General features: G+C 72.1%; 11 protein-coding genes. 8 read left to right on the forward strand and 3 right to left on the reverse strand.

Annotation, left to right across the window (positions count from 1 at the left end):
* The first annotated feature begins 128 nt into the window (after nt 1–128).
* The 7 genes from AC2CJA_RS15195 (at nt 129) to AC2CJA_RS15225 (ending at nt 7,476) form a co-directional block, all read left to right on the forward strand.
* The gene (locus AC2CJA_RS15195) at nt 129–638 is read left to right on the forward strand and encodes a MarR family winged helix-turn-helix transcriptional regulator (RefSeq protein ID WP_484603235.1); all 510 of its coding nucleotides are present in this window, start codon (nt 129–131) and stop codon (nt 636–638) included.
* A gap of 47 nt (nt 639–685) precedes the next feature.
* Complete coding sequence (locus AC2CJA_RS15200) at nt 686–1,024, forward strand: DUF3817 domain-containing protein (RefSeq protein ID WP_484603236.1); 339 nt, start codon at nt 686–688, stop codon at nt 1,022–1,024.
* A 97-nt stretch (nt 1,025–1,121) separates the two neighbouring features.
* Nucleotides 1,122–2,822 (forward strand): coenzyme B12-dependent isobutyryl-CoA mutase large subunit, encoded by a 1,701-nt coding sequence (gene icmA / locus AC2CJA_RS15205; protein WP_484603237.1) that lies wholly within the window; start codon nt 1,122–1,124, stop codon nt 2,820–2,822.
* A 545-nt stretch (nt 2,823–3,367) separates the two neighbouring features.
* Nucleotides 3,368–4,342, forward strand: a complete 975-nt coding sequence (locus AC2CJA_RS15210) for a tetratricopeptide repeat protein (protein WP_484603238.1) — start codon at nt 3,368–3,370, stop codon at nt 4,340–4,342.
* A 578-nt stretch (nt 4,343–4,920) separates the two neighbouring features.
* Nucleotides 4,921–5,538, forward strand: a complete 618-nt coding sequence (locus AC2CJA_RS15215) for a DUF6230 family protein (protein ID WP_484603239.1) — start codon at nt 4,921–4,923, stop codon at nt 5,536–5,538.
* A gap of 107 nt (nt 5,539–5,645) precedes the next feature.
* Nucleotides 5,646–6,149 carry a DUF6114 domain-containing protein gene (locus AC2CJA_RS15220; protein WP_484603240.1) on the forward strand — a complete coding sequence of 168 codons (504 nt, stop codon included), beginning with the start codon at nt 5,646–5,648 and terminating at the stop codon, nt 6,147–6,149.
* Nucleotides 6,139–7,476 carry a hydrogenase expression protein HypF gene (locus AC2CJA_RS15225; RefSeq protein ID WP_484603241.1) on the forward strand — a complete coding sequence of 446 codons (1,338 nt, stop codon included), beginning with the start codon at nt 6,139–6,141 and terminating at the stop codon, nt 7,474–7,476. The genes AC2CJA_RS15220 and AC2CJA_RS15225 overlap by 11 nt, the downstream gene beginning before the upstream one ends.
* Before the next feature lie 79 nt (nt 7,477–7,555).
* On the opposite strand, the gene pyk is transcribed toward AC2CJA_RS15225, so the two are convergent.
* The 3 genes from pyk to pta are packed head-to-tail and all read right to left on the reverse strand — an operon-like array spanning nt 7,556 to nt 12,480.
* The gene (gene pyk, locus AC2CJA_RS15230; RefSeq protein WP_484603242.1) at nt 7,556–8,983 is read right to left on the reverse strand and encodes a pyruvate kinase; all 1,428 of its coding nucleotides are present in this window, start codon (nt 8,981–8,983) and stop codon (nt 7,556–7,558) included.
* A gap of 54 nt (nt 8,984–9,037) precedes the next feature.
* Nucleotides 9,038–10,264 carry an acetate kinase gene (locus AC2CJA_RS15235; RefSeq protein ID WP_484603243.1) on the reverse strand — a complete coding sequence of 409 codons (1,227 nt, stop codon included), beginning with the start codon at nt 10,262–10,264 and terminating at the stop codon, nt 9,038–9,040.
* Entirely contained in the window at nt 10,261–12,480 is a 2,220-nt protein-coding gene (gene pta / locus AC2CJA_RS15240) for a phosphate acetyltransferase (RefSeq protein ID WP_484603244.1), read from the reverse strand. The genes AC2CJA_RS15235 and pta overlap by 4 nt, the downstream gene beginning before the upstream one ends.
* 336 nt (nt 12,481–12,816) lie before the next feature.
* Between pta and AC2CJA_RS15245 the strand changes: the two genes are divergently transcribed.
* Entirely contained in the window at nt 12,817–13,842 is a 1,026-nt protein-coding gene (locus AC2CJA_RS15245; protein ID WP_484603245.1) for an ATP-dependent 6-phosphofructokinase, read from the forward strand.
* Nucleotides 13,843–13,921 lie beyond the last annotated feature (79 nt).

A 13,921-nucleotide genomic window follows, 5' to 3' on the forward strand; every position in this document is an offset into this window, starting at 1 on the left:
CCACGGTCCCGCGCATTGGGGGCAGCCCCCCCCCCCCCCCCCCCGCCCCCCGGCCGCCCCCCCCGCGGGGCGGCCCGATTGCTGAGACGGAGCTGACCACGATGTGACCGGCCGGTAAGGTCGTAGCCGTGCCGAAGCCGCTCAGTCTGACGTTCGACCCGATCGCCCGCGCCGACGAACTGTGGAAGCGGCGATGGGGCTCCGCGCCTCCGATGGCCGCGATCACCTCGGTCATGCGCGCGCACCAGATCCTGCTCGCGGAGGTCGACGCCGTCGTCAAGCCCTACGGGCTGACCTTCGCCCGCTACGAGGCGCTTGTGCTGCTGACCTTCTCCAGGGCGGGCGAGCTGCCGATGTCGAAGATCGGCGAGCGGCTGATGGTCCACCCCACCTCCGTGACCAACACCGTCGACCGCCTGGTGAGGTCCGGTCTGGTGGCCAAGCGCCCCAACCCCAACGACGGCCGCGGCACGCTCGCCTCCATCACCGACCGGGGGCGCGAGGTGTGCGAGGCGGCCACCCGCGACCTGATGGCGATGGACTTCGGTCTCGGCGCCTACGACGACGAGGAATGCGACGAGATCTTCGCGCTGCTCAGGCCGCTGCGCGTGGCCGCGGGGGACTTCAGGGAGGGCTGAGCCGGGCCCCCGCCGGGTCCCGCGGAGCGCCGGTTACGCTCGTGTGCATGAAGAAGAGCGTGCTCACCCGCTACCGGGTGATGGCCTACGTCACCGGTGTCCTGCTGGTCCTGCTGGTCGTCGGCATGATCGGCAAGTACCTGCTGGAGATGGACGGGGCCGAGGGCTTCACCAGCGTCATCAGCATCGCCCACGGCTGGCTGTACGTGCTGTACCTGGTCTTCGCCTTCGACCTGGGCTCCAAGGCGAAGTGGAGGTTCGGCAAGCTGGCCTGGGTGCTGCTCGCGGGTACCGTCCCCACCGCCGCGTTCTTCGTCGAGCGGAAGGTGTCGCGCGAGGTCGAGCCGCTGGTCGAGGACGAGACGGCCGTCCCCGCCGGGGCCTGAGAGCTCCCCCGGGCCCACCGGACCGTCCGTGTGCGCCGCACCGCACCCGGCGGTCTTCCATCGACAATTACTTGGACGTCCTAGTAAATTTGTGCGTATGGACGCTGACGCCATCGCAGAGGGCCGCCGCCGCTGGCAGGCCCGGTACGACGCCGCACGCAAGCGGGACGCCGACTTCACCACGCTCTCCGGCGACCCCGTCGAGCCGGTCTACGGCCCCGCTCCCGGCGACACCGTCGAGGGGTTCGAGCGGATCGGCTGGCCCGGCGAGTTCCCCTTCACCCGCGGTCTGTATCCCACCGGCTACCGCGGCCGGACCTGGACCATCCGCCAGTTCGCCGGCTTCGGCAACGCCGAGCAGACCAACGAGCGCTACAAGATGATCCTCGCGGCCGGCGGCGGCGGGCTGTCGGTCGCCTTCGACATGCCCACCCTGATGGGCCGCGACTCCGACGACCCGCGCTCGCTGGGCGAGGTCGGCCACTGCGGCGTCGCCATCGACTCCGCCGCCGACATGGAGGTCCTCTTCCGGGACATCCCGCTGGGCGAGGTCACCACCTCGATGACGATCAGCGGCCCGGCCGTGCCGGTGTTCTGCATGTACCTGGTGGCAGCCGAGCGCCAGGGCGTGGATCCCGCCGTCCTCAACGGCACGCTCCAGACGGACATCTTCAAGGAGTACATCGCGCAGAAGGAGTGGCTCTTCGAGCCGGAGCCGCATCTGCGCCTGATCGGCGACCTGATGGAGCACTGCGCGCGGGGCATCCCGGCGTACAAGCCGCTGTCGGTCTCCGGTTACCACATCCGCGAGGCCGGCTCGACGGCCGCGCAGGAGCTGGCGTACACCCTCGCCGACGGCTTCGGCTACGTGGAGCTGGGCCTCTCGCGCGGCCTGGACGTGGACGCCTTCGCGCCCGGCCTGTCGTTCTTCTTCGACGCGCACCTGGACTTCTTCGAGGAGATCGCCAAGTTCCGCGCCGCCCGGCGGATCTGGGCGCGCTGGATGCGGGACGTGTACGGCGCGAAGAGCGAGAAGGCGCAGTGGCTGCGCTTCCACACCCAGACCGCGGGCGTCTCGCTCACCGCCCAGCAGCCGTACAACAACGTGGTGCGCACCGCCGTGGAGGCGCTGGCGGCGGTGCTGGGCGGCACCAACTCCCTGCACACCAACGCCCTGGACGAGACCCTCGCCCTGCCCAGCGAGCAGGCCGCGGAGATCGCGCTGCGCACCCAGCAGGTGCTGATGGAGGAGACGGGTGTGGCCAACGTGGCCGACCCGCTGGGCGGTTCCTGGTACGTCGAGGCGCTGACCGACCGGATCGAGGCCGACGCCGAGAAGATCTTCGAGCAGATCAGGGAGCGCGGCCACCGGGCGGTGCCCGACGGACAGCACCCCATCGGCCCGATCACCTCCGGCATCCTGCGCGGCATCGAGGACGGCTGGTTCACCGGCGAGATCGCCGAAGCGGCCTTCCGCTACCAGCAGTCGCTGGAGAAGGACGAGAAGAAGGTCGTCGGCGTCAACTGCCACACCGGCTCGGTCACCGGCGACCTGGAGATCCTGCGGGTCAGCCATGAGGTCGAGCGCGAGCAGGTGCGCGTGCTGGCCGACCGCAAGGCCGGGCGCGACGACGCGCGCGTGCGCGTCGCCCTGGACGGGATGCTGGCCGCCGCCCGGGACGGTTCCAACATGATCGAGCCCATGCTGGACGCGGTGCGGGCCGAGGCGACGCTGGGCGAGATCTGCGGGGTACTGCGGGAGGAGTGGGGCGTCTACACCGAGCCCGCGGGCTTCTGAGGCGGCACCCGGCGCGCGGTCGGCCACCATGCGCCGCGCCGTGTGCCGGACCCCCGCCCCGCTCCCGTCCTTCCGGGACGGGGCCCGGGTCCGGGGTGCGGGAGGGGTTCCCGGCCGGGCGGCCCGCCGGACGGCGCCGGAGGCCGTCAGACGTCCATGGCGCCGCCGGAGCCGTCCGGCGCGGGCTCGGCGGCGGGTCCCGGTGGCTGACAGGCCGTGCAGCAGCAGGGCGGTCAGGGCACGGGCCCACGCCGGGGTGACCTTCTCCGAGCCGACCGGTGAGCGGTGGACGACCGCGCCCGCGATCATGTCGAAGACCAGATCGACGGCGTGGTCCGCCGCGGCGGCGCCCTCCGGGCCGGGCGCGTCGGGCGGGAGCTCGCCGGCCGCGGCCATGAGTTACGCTACGAGGCGTATCGAAAAACTGGTTCCGAAACCCCGGAACCGGCGGCGATCACGCGAGAACCACTGGCGCCGGACGGGGACCCGGCGCCGATGTGCGACACGCTGCACGGAACGGTCCGGGGACGGGGGAGACTGGTCACATGCAGCCACGCAACATGTCCATGAGCGGAGTGGTCGACCTCGCCGCGGTGAAGGCGGCCGGGGAGGCCAAGCAGAAGGCCGAGGAGGCCCGTGCGCGGGCCGCACGGCAGCAGGGCGGGGCCGGTGGTTCCGGAGCGGCCCCGGTGCCCCTGGTGATCGACGTCGAGGAGGCGGACTTCGAGCAGGAGGTGCTCCAGCGCTCCGCCGAGGTCCCGGTCGTCATCGACTTCTGGGCCGAGTGGTGCGAGCCGTGCAAGCAGCTCGGGCCGCTGCTGGAGCGGCTGGTGCGCGAGTACGCCGGGCGCCTCCTCCTCGCCAGGATCGACGTCGACCGCAACCAGATGCTCTTCCAGCAGTTCGGGGTGCAGGGCATCCCGGCCGTCTTCGCGGTGGTGGCCGGCCAGGCCCTGCCGCTGTTCCAGGGCGCGGCGCCCGAGCAGCAGGTGCGCGAGGTGCTGGACCAGCTCGTCCAGGTCGCCGAGCAGCGCTTCGGCATCACCGGCGTCCCCGTGGGGGAGGGCGAGGGCGGCGAGCAGACCCCGGCCGCGCCCGCCGCCCCGGAGGACCCGGCGCTGGCCGCCGCCCACGCCGCGCTGGACGCGGGGGATCTGGGCGGTGCGATCCAGGCGTACCGGAACGTACTCGCCGGTGATCCGGCCAGCACCGAGGCCAAGCTGGGCCTGGCCCAGGCCGAGCTGCTGCAGCGCGTTCAGGGGCTGGACGCGGCCCAGGTGCGCAAGGAGGCGGCCGAGGCGCCCGCGGACGTACAGGCGCAGCTGAGGTCGGCCGACCTCGACCTGGCGGGCGGGCACGTCGAGGATGCCTTCGGCCGGCTGGTGGAGACGGTCCGCCGTACGGCGGGGGACGACCGGGAGACCGCCCGCGTCCGTCTGCTGGAGCTCTTCGAGGTGGTCGGACAGGAGGATCCGAGGGTGGTCGCGGCACGCGGTGCCCTTGCCCGGGTGCTCTTCTGACCTGCCGGTTCCGGTGGTCCGGGGCTTATTGACATAACGATCAACAGCGGCCGCGACTTTACCGAAACTTGGTAATCGTGGCCGCTGTTACTCGCAGTAAACCGCCTGGGGTGCTTGGTCCCGCCAAGTCCTTTTGGTCCACTCGCCCGTCGTTTCCTCCCGTGACCGCGGGTGCGTGAACCATCACTTTGGGTACCGCCTCCGTCTTCTTCCCGTTACTCGCAAGTAACGAGCCCCTTGTGTCCCGGCCTCTCATGGACCACGATCGGCCACGCTCGGTCCATCGTCCGCAGCCCGGCACACCACATCCGGGCACAGCCGGACCATGGGTCCCCACCGGGCGGGCCGGCGTCGGTGACGCCGACCGCGGACAGGGGGGTCCCCGCCGAAGGGCGGGGCCTGTCCGGCAGGTCGCGCGAGAGCGTGGCCGAGTGGTTGTCGCTCGGGGGTGGTCGCCGGCGCTTCGGAATCCGATGAATCCGGGTATCGGCGCTCCCCTTCCCGAGGACGTAGCACTTCTCCCATCCCGTCCGGGTCCGGCCCGGGCCGGAGATGTACGTCCGAGAAGGAGGAAAGTCATGGAGTCTGTGGCTCGTGGCGGGACCAGATGGAAGCGGTTCGCCGTCGTCATGGTCCCCAGCGTCGCCGCCACGGCGGCGGTCGGGGTCGCCCTGGCGCAGGGTGCACTCGCCGCGTCGTTCAGCGTCTCCGGTCAGCAGGCGAAGGTCTCGGTTGACCGGCTGGACGGCAGGGGGTTCGTGCAGTACGGCACGATCGACACCGTGCACGGGGGCAAGGAGGTCCCCGTCGCGGTGTCGGCCTTCAGGAGCGCCGAACTAAGGGGCCTGTGCCAGTCCGTCGTGATCCCCGTCCCGGGCTTCGGCGATGTCTCGGTGAAGCTGAACGCGGGCAACGACGGCAAGGTCGTCGAGGCGAGGAACCTCTACATCGACCTCGACCAGCTCGACGCCGACGCCACGTTCACGAACATCAACATCGGCGTCTCGGCGAACGACACGAGCAAGGGCCCGGGCCTGAAGGACGGCGACACCGTGCTTCCGGGCTCCTTCGCCCAGGAGGCCGACGAGGTGCTGCTCACCGACGTCAGGCAGAGGTCCTGGGCCACCAGCGCCGGCACCTTCAAGCTCTCCGGCCTTTCGCTGAACGTGGCCAAGGGCAAGAACGAGTGCTTCTGACGCACTGAGCGGAAAGGGAGCGGGGGACCGACCGCCGAGCCGGTCTCCCGTCTCCCCGCAGTGCCATCGATCTTATGGACAGTTCGGCCCTAGGGAGCTGTTTTCTGATGAGTGCCGAGTCGCGGGGAGCGCGTGAACGCATCGGTCACTGGCGGCAGTCGTTCCGCCTGTGGCGCTGGCAGCGCCCCTTCTGGGCGGGACTGCTGACGCTGCTGGGCGGCGTACCGATCATCTGGATCCCGTACGCCGATCCCAGCCTGAGCCAGCTGTCCTTCCGGCTGGCGACCACCACGGGCTCCGGATCGCTGATCATCGGCGTGCTGCTGTTCGTGCTGGGCCTGACCATGTGGTTCCAGCCGCACTCCCGGGTGTTCAGCGGAGTCGCCGCCATCCTGCTGGCCCTGGTCTCGCTGGTGGTCTCCAACCTCGGAGGCCTCTTCGCGGGCTTCCTGCTGGCGATGGTCGGCGGCGCCATGGGCGTCTCCTGGGTGCAGAGCAAGGAGCGGCCGGCCGGTCCCGAAGAGTCTCCGCGGGAGGTGGGTCCGGCCATCGTCGAGCCGGCCCCCGCGGGGGCGGACGACGGATGGAACGGGGCGCGCCGTGACGCCTGACGAGCTGGACCGGGAGGGCGCGGCCGCGCCGCCCCGGCGTACGAGGAGCGGACCGCGCCACGCCGCCCCGAGGAAGCCGCTGCTGACCCGGCTGCACGTTCCCGCGGGCAAGGCGATAGCCCTGGCCGCCATGCCGTCGGCCGTGCTCATGGGCATGGGGCTGACGCCCAGGCTCGCTCTCGCCGAGCCGCTGCCGAAGAACCCCTTCCGCGACGGGCCGTGCGTGACCGCGCCCGACAGGGAGGCGGAGAAGGACGGCGGCCGGGAGGCGGGCAAGGGAGAGTCCGGCCAAGACGACAAGGACGACAAGGACGACAGGGACGGTCGGGACGAGCAGGACGGCGGGGAGGTGAGGCCGGGCACCACGCCCGAGCCCGAGCCCGGCGCCACGGCGCCCGCCGAACCCCCGGTCGGCGGGACCGGATCCGGCGGCGCCGGAGGTGGCGAGGAGGAGGCCGGTACGCCGGAGCCCGAGCCGGGTTCCTCGGAGACCGAGGAGCGCAACCCGCTGGACCCGCTGGGCATCGGCGACGCCATCAAGGACCTGTTCACCCCGGGCGACAAGGACGGGGAGGACGGGGCGGACGGGGTGGCCGAGGACGGGGCGGAGCCCTCCGCCCCGCCGAGTCCGTCGCGGCCCGGGCAGACCGGGGACGGCGGCTCCGACACCCTGGTGAAGGACGCCGTGGACGGTGCCGTGAGGGGCGTCGAGAAGGGGCTGGAGGACACCGCGGGACGGATCGGTGACGCGCTGGAGGACGCCGCCGGCGAGGCACGCGAGGAGGCCGCCGGGGAGCCGGCGGACGACGCGGCCGCCCCCGGAGCGGATGCCTCCGGCAAGGAGCCCTTCCCCTGCCCGGCCTACGACGCCGAGGCACTGGCCGAGGCCGAGGAGGAGCGGACCGAGGCGGTGCTGCCCAACGCCCCGTGGCTGCTGGAGACCAGTCTGCTGGCCCTCCACGGCCTGGACTACCAGGGCATCGTCAAGGTCCGCACCCACAACGGCACGGTCAAGAACGCCCTGAAGTTCACCGCCCGTTCGGTGGACATCCGGGACCTGCACCAGCTGGTGGAAGGGCCCGGCGGCAGCACCGCGCACGTCAGGGCCGCCGAGGGCAGCACCTCCACCATCCGCAACGGCACGGTGACGATGTACACCGAGGAGCTCAAGGGCAAGCTCTTCGGACTCGTCCCGATCACCTTCAGCCCCCAGTCGCCGCCGCCGCTGAACATCCCCGAGGTGTTCTTCACGGAGGTGTCGGTCAGGCAGGCCGGCCAGTTCGGCGGCGAGCTGCACATTCCGGGCATGAACCTCTACAACGACTGACCCGCGGCGGACGGGCGGCGGCCCGCGCGCCTCCGAGAGGTGCGCGGGCCGCCGCCCGTCCGCCGTTCCCGGGCCGGGGTCAGCGCTCGTCGCCGCCCAGGTGGTGCACCAGCACCATGTTGGTGGTGCCGGGGATGCCGGGGGGTGAGCCGGCCGTCATGATCATGGTGTCGCCGGTGTTGTACCGCTGGAGCTTGAGCAGCTCGGCGTCGACCAGGTCCACCATGTCGTCGGTGTGGTCCACGTGCGGCACCACGAAGGACTCCACGCCCCAGCTCAGCGTGAGCTGGCAGGCGGTGGAGGGCTCGGTGGTGAAGGCCAGGATCGGCTGGGCGGCCCGGTAGCGGGAGAGCCGCCGGGCGGTGTCCCCGGACTTGGTGAAGGCGACCAGCGCCTTGCCGTTGAGGAAGTCCGCCATCTCACAGGCCGCACGGGCCACCGAACCGCCCTGGGTGCGCGGCTTCTTGCCGGAGACCAGCGGCTGGAGGCCGCGCGAGAGCAGCTCCTCCTCGGCGGCCTGCACGATCTTCGACATCGTTTTGACCGTCTCGATCGGGTACTGGCCCACCGAGGACTCCGCCGAGAGCATCACCGCGTCCGCGCCGTCCAGGATCGCGTTGGCCACGTCGGAGGCCTCGGCGCGGGTGGGCCGGGAGTTGGTGATCATCGACTCCATCATCTGGGTCGCCACGATCACCGGCTTGGCGTTGCGGCGGCACATCTCGATCAGCCGCTTCTGCACCATCGGCACCTTCTCCAGCGGGTACTCCACCGCCAGGTCGCCGCGGGCCACCATCACGCCGTCGAACGCGAGGACCACGTCCTCCATGTTCTCCACCGCCTGCGGCTTCTCCACCTTGGCGATCACCGGCACCCGGCGGCCCACCTCGTCCATCACCCGGTGGACGTCGCGGACGTCGGCGGCGTCGCGCACGAAGGAGAGCGCCACCATGTCGCAGCCCATCTCCAGCGCGAACCTCAGGTCCTCGACGTCCTTGCCGGACAGGGCCGGGACGTTGACCGCCACGCCGGGCAGGTTGATGCCCTTGTGGTCGGAGATCACACCGCCCTCGATGACGATGCAGCGCACCCGGGGGCCGTCCACGTCGATCACCTGGAGGGCGACGTTGCCGTCGTTGATCAGTACCGTCTCGCCCTTGGAGACGTCGCCCGGCAGGCCCTTGTAGGTGGTGCCGCAGATGGTGCGGTCGCCGGGGACGTCCTCGGTGGTGATGGTGAACTCGTCACCGCGCACCAGCTCGACGGGGCCGTCGGCGAAGGTCTCCAGGCGGATCTTGGGTCCCTGGAGGTCGGCGAGCACGCCGATCGCGCGCCCGGTCTCCTGGGACGCCTTGCGCAGACGGTGGTAGCGCTCCTCGTGTTCGGCGTGGCTGCCATGGCTCATGTTGAAGCGGGCCACGTTCATGCCGGCCTCGATCAGCGTCTTGAGCTGATCGTAGGAGTCCACGGCGGGGCCCAGGGTGCAGACGATTTTGGAACGGCGCATGGGGGCGATCCTATCTTTTGTTCAGCGGCGGAACGTTCCAGGGGGTGAGCTGGCTCACTTCCGTCCCATGGTGCCGTCGCCCACCAGCGCGTACGTCTGGCCGGCGATCTCCAGCTCCTCGTCGGTGGGCACCACGGCCACCGCCACCCGCGCGGTGGGCGGGGACACCAGCCGGGGCCCGCCGCCGCGGGCGGCGTTCAGCTCCGCGTCCACGGTCAGACCCAGGCCCTCCAGTCCGTCGACGGCGGCCTGCCGCACCGGCGCGGCGTTCTCGCCGACACCGGCGGTGAAGGCCACCGCGTCCACCCGGCCGAGCACCGCGCAGTAGGCGCCGATGTACTTCTTCAGCCGGTGGACGTAGATGTCGAAGGCCAGTTTCGCCGACTCCGCGTCCGGCCCCTCGCCCGCCATCCGGCGCAGGACCTCCCGCATGTCGTTGTCCCCGCACAGGCCCAGCAGGCCGCTGCGCTTGTTCAGCAGGGTGTCGATCTCGTCGACCGACATCCCGGCGACCCGCGCCAGATGGAAGACCACCGCCGGGTCGATATCACCCGAACGGGTGCCCATCACCAGGCCCTCGAGCGGGGTGAGACCCATGGAGGTGTCCACGCACCGCCCGCCGCGCACCGCGGAGGCCGACGAGCCGTTGCCCAGGTGCAGCACGATGACGTTCACCTCGGACGGATTCCGGCCCAGCAGCTCGGCCGCCCTGCGCGAGACGTACGCGTGCGAGGTGCCGTGGAAGCCGTAGCGGCGCACCCGGTGGGCGTCGGCGACGGCGGTGTCGACGGCGTACCGGGCGGCGTACTCCGGCATCGTCGTGTGGAAGGCGGTGTCGAAGACCGCCACCTGCGGCAGACGCGGCGCCAGCGCCATCGCGGTGCGGATGCCCGCCAGACCGGCCGGGTTGTGCAGCGGCGCGACGGACACCAGGCGCTCGATCTCGGCCAGTACCGCGTCGTCGATCACGGTCGGCTCGGTGAAGCGGCGCCCGCCGTGCACCACCCGGTGGCCGATGGCGGTCAGTTCGGGGGAGTCCAGGCCCAGTCCGTCGCGGGCCAGTTCGCCGGCGACCGCCTCCAGCGCCGCCCGGTGGTCGGGCACCGGTTCCTCGCGCTCGCGCCGCGGCCCGCCGGCCGGGGCGTGGCGCAGATACGAGGTGCGCTCGCCGATCCGCTCGACCAGGCCGGAGGCCGGGCGGGAGCCGTCGGCCATGTCCAGGAGCTGGTACTTCACCGACGAGGAGCCGGTGTTCAGTACGAGGACGCGGGTGCCTCTCACTCGTGCGCAGCCTTCCCCTCGGGGCCGGTGGGTTCTGTGGGTCCGGTGGACGCGGCGGGTTCGACGGATCCGGTGGGCCCCGCGGGACGGGCCGCCGTGCCCGCGGCCCGCCGGCCGTGCTGCGCCTGGATCGCGGTGATCGCCACGGTGGTGACGATGTCCTGCACCAGCGCGCCGCGCGAGAGGTCGTTGACCGGCTTGCGCAGGCCCTGCAGGACCGGGCCGACGGCCACCGCCCCGGCCGAGCGCTGGACGGCCTTGTAGGTGTTGTTGCCGGTGTTCAGGTCCGGGAAGACCAGCACGGTGGCCCGCCCCGCGACCTTCGACTCCGGCAGCTTGGTCGCCGCCACCGACGGCTCCACCGCCGCGTCGTACTGGATCGGCCCCTCCACCAGCAGGTCCGGGCGGCGCTCGCGCACCAGCTCCGTCGCCCGCCGCACCTTGTCCACGTCCGCGCCGGAGCCGGAGGTGCCGGTGGAGTACGACAGCATCGCGATCCGCGGGTCCACGCCGAACCGGGCGGCGGTGGCGGCGGACTGGACGGCGATGTCGGCGAGCTGCTCGGCGTCCGGGTCGGGATTGACCGCGCAGTCGCCGTAGACCAGCACCTTCTCGGCCAGGCACATGAAGAACACCGAGGAGACGATCCGGGCGTCCGGCTTGGTGCGGATGATCTCGAAGGCCGGCCGCAGCGTCGCCGCCGTGGAGTGGGCCGCTCCCGAGACCATGCCGTCGGCCAGCCCCTCCTGGACCATCAGGGTGCCGAAGTAGGAGACGTCGGCCACCTGGTCGTAGGCCAGCTCGTGGGTGACGCCCCGGTGGGCGCGCAGCTTCGCGTAGAGCTCGGCGAAGCGCTCGCGCAGCGGCGAGGTGTACGGGTCCACGGCGCGGGCGGAGGCGCCCGTCCCCTCGGGCAGCTCCTCGGGCCCGAGCAGGCCCAGGTCGATGCCCAGTTCGGCGGCGCGCTTGCGGATCTCGGTCTCGTCGCCCAGCAGCGTCAGGTCGCACACCCCCCGGCGCAGCAGCACCTCGGCCGCCCGCAGCACCCGCTCCTCGGAGCCCTCGGGCAGGACGACGTGGCGGCGGTCGGACCGCGCCCGCTCGATCAGCTCGTGTTCGAACATCATCGGGGTGACCCGGTCGCCGCGGACCACCGAGAGCAGATCGGTGAGCCGGACGGTGTCCACATGGCCCTCGAAGAGACCGAGCGCGATCTCCGCCTTGCGCGGGTTGGCCGTGGTCAGCCTGCCCTCCAGGGACATCAGCTCCCCGGCGGTGGCGAACGATCCGCCGGGCACCGACAGCACCGGAGTGCCCGGGGAGAGCCGGGCGGCCAGCGTCATCGTGTCCTCGCCGGGGTGTTCCCCGACGGTGAGCAGCACCCCGGCGATGGCGGGGGAGCCCGCGGAGTGGGCGGCCAGCGCGCCGACGACCAGGTCCGCGCGGTCGCCGGGGGTGAGGACCAGACAGCCCTCGGTCAGGGCGGGCAGGAAGGTCGGCAGCGTCGCGCCGCCGAAGACGAAGCCGCGCACATCGCGGGCGAGCCCGGCCGGGTCCCCCTGGAGCACCTTCGCCCCCAGCGCCTGGGCGACCTGGGAGACGGTCGGCGCGGCCAGCGCGGGGTCCTCGGGCAGGGCGTACACCGGAACCGGCAGGTTCCCGTCCAGGCCGACGGCGCCGACCGCCGCGCCGTCCGCGACCCGGTTGGCGATCATCGCGAGGACCTCGCAGCCCAGCGAGGCGTACGCGTGGTAGGCGTTGCGGATCTCGGCGGTCAGCGAGTCGGTGTCCTGACCGGTGCCGGCCACGACCGGCAGTACCGGGGCGCCGAACTCGTTGGCCAGCCGGGCGTTGAGCGCCAGCTCGGCGGGCAGGGAGGTGTCGGCGAAGTCGGTGCCCAGGACGAGGACGGCCTCGTAGTCGCGGGCGACGGTGTGGAAACGGTCCACCAGGCGGGACACCAGTTCGTCGGTGCCCCGGTCGGCCAGGACGGCCACGGCCTCGTCGTAGCCGAGCCCGACCACCGTCCCGGCGGGCTGGGAGAGCCGGTAGCGGCTGCGCAGCAGGTCGTAGATGGGGTCGGGACCGTCGTGGGCCAGCGGGCGGAAGACGCCGACCCGGCCGGTCCGCCGGGACAGGAGTTCCATGACTCCCAGCTCCACGACCTGCCGGCCGTCTCCGCGGCCGATGCCGGCCACGTACACGCTGCGCGTCACGTGTGCTCTCCCTGCTCGTCGCGCCCGGACCCTCCGGGCCGTACCGCTCCGTCGGGTACCCGGGCACGCCGTGGCGGAAAAGTGCCGGAGGGCCGGAGAGCCGGAGGGCCGGAGCGACCGCGGGGGCCCGCGGAAAGCCGGCCGCGAAAGCCCTGGGAAGACCCGTCCGGACACTAGTTCCTCTGACTAACCTTGACCCTACCGCCGTGCCCGCGATGCCGCGTGCCGGTCGTGTCTCGAACGCTATGTGAGACGGGAGGCGGGAATGTGTTCAGTGCGTGAAACAATCGCGGCGGCGCACCCCCGAACCAGCAGCGAGCAGGAGAAGCGATCCCCATGCGCATCGGAGTCCTCACCGCAGGCGGCGACTGCCCCGGTCTGAACGCCGTGATCCGTTCGGTCGTGCACCGCGCCGTGGTCGACCGGCACGACGAAGTCATCGGCTTCGAAGACGGCTTCAAGGGCCTGCTCGACGGCCGCTACCGCGAACTCGACATCGACTCCGTCTCGGGCATCCTCGCCAGAGGCGGCACCATTCTGGGCTCGGCACGCCTGGAGCGCGACCGGCTGCGGGAGGCGTGCCGGAACTCCGAGGAGCTGCTGGGCAGGCTCGGCCTCGACGCGCTCATCCCGATCGGCGGCGAGGGCACCCTCACCGCCGCCCGGATGCTCGCCGACGCCGGGCTGCCCGTGGTGGGCGTGCCCAAGACGATCGACAACGACATCTCCGCCACCGACCGCACCTTCGGCTTCGACACGGCCGTCACCGTGGCCACCGAGGCCATCGACCGGCTGAAGACGACGGCCGAGTCCCACCAGCGGGTCATGGTCGTCGAGGTCATGGGGCGCCACGCGGGCTGGATCGCGCTGGAGGCGGGGATGGCCGGCGGCGCCCACGGCATCTGCGTGCCCGAGCGGCCCTTCCAGGTCGACGACCTGTGCAAGATGATCGAGGACCGCTTCGCGCGCGGCAAGAAGTTCGCGGTCGTCTGCGTGGCCGAGGGCGCGCGCCCGGCCGAGGGCTCGATGCCCTACGAGAAGGGGCAGATCGACCAGTACGGGCACGAGCGCTTCACCGGCATCGGCAACCGGCTCGCCATCGAGCTGGAGCACCGTCTGGGCAAGGAGGCCCGTCCGGTCATCCTCGGCCATGTGCAGCGCGGCGGCACCCCCACCGCGTACGACCGTGTGCTGGCCACCCGCTTCGGCTGGCACGCCGTGGAGGCCGCGCACCGGGGCGACTTCGGCATGATGACGGCCCTGCGCGGCACCGAGATCGTCATGGCTCCGCTGGCCGAGGCGGTCGCCGAGCTGAAGACGGTGCCGCAGGACCGGATGGACGAGACCGAAGCCGTCTTCTGACCGGTGCGCCCGGCGGCACCCGAGGCCGCCGCCACCGCGTTCCCGCGCCCGCCGCGCGTGCCCCCGCCCGGGGCCGCCC

Source organism: Streptomyces sp. ATLC9, assembly GCF_057196705.1.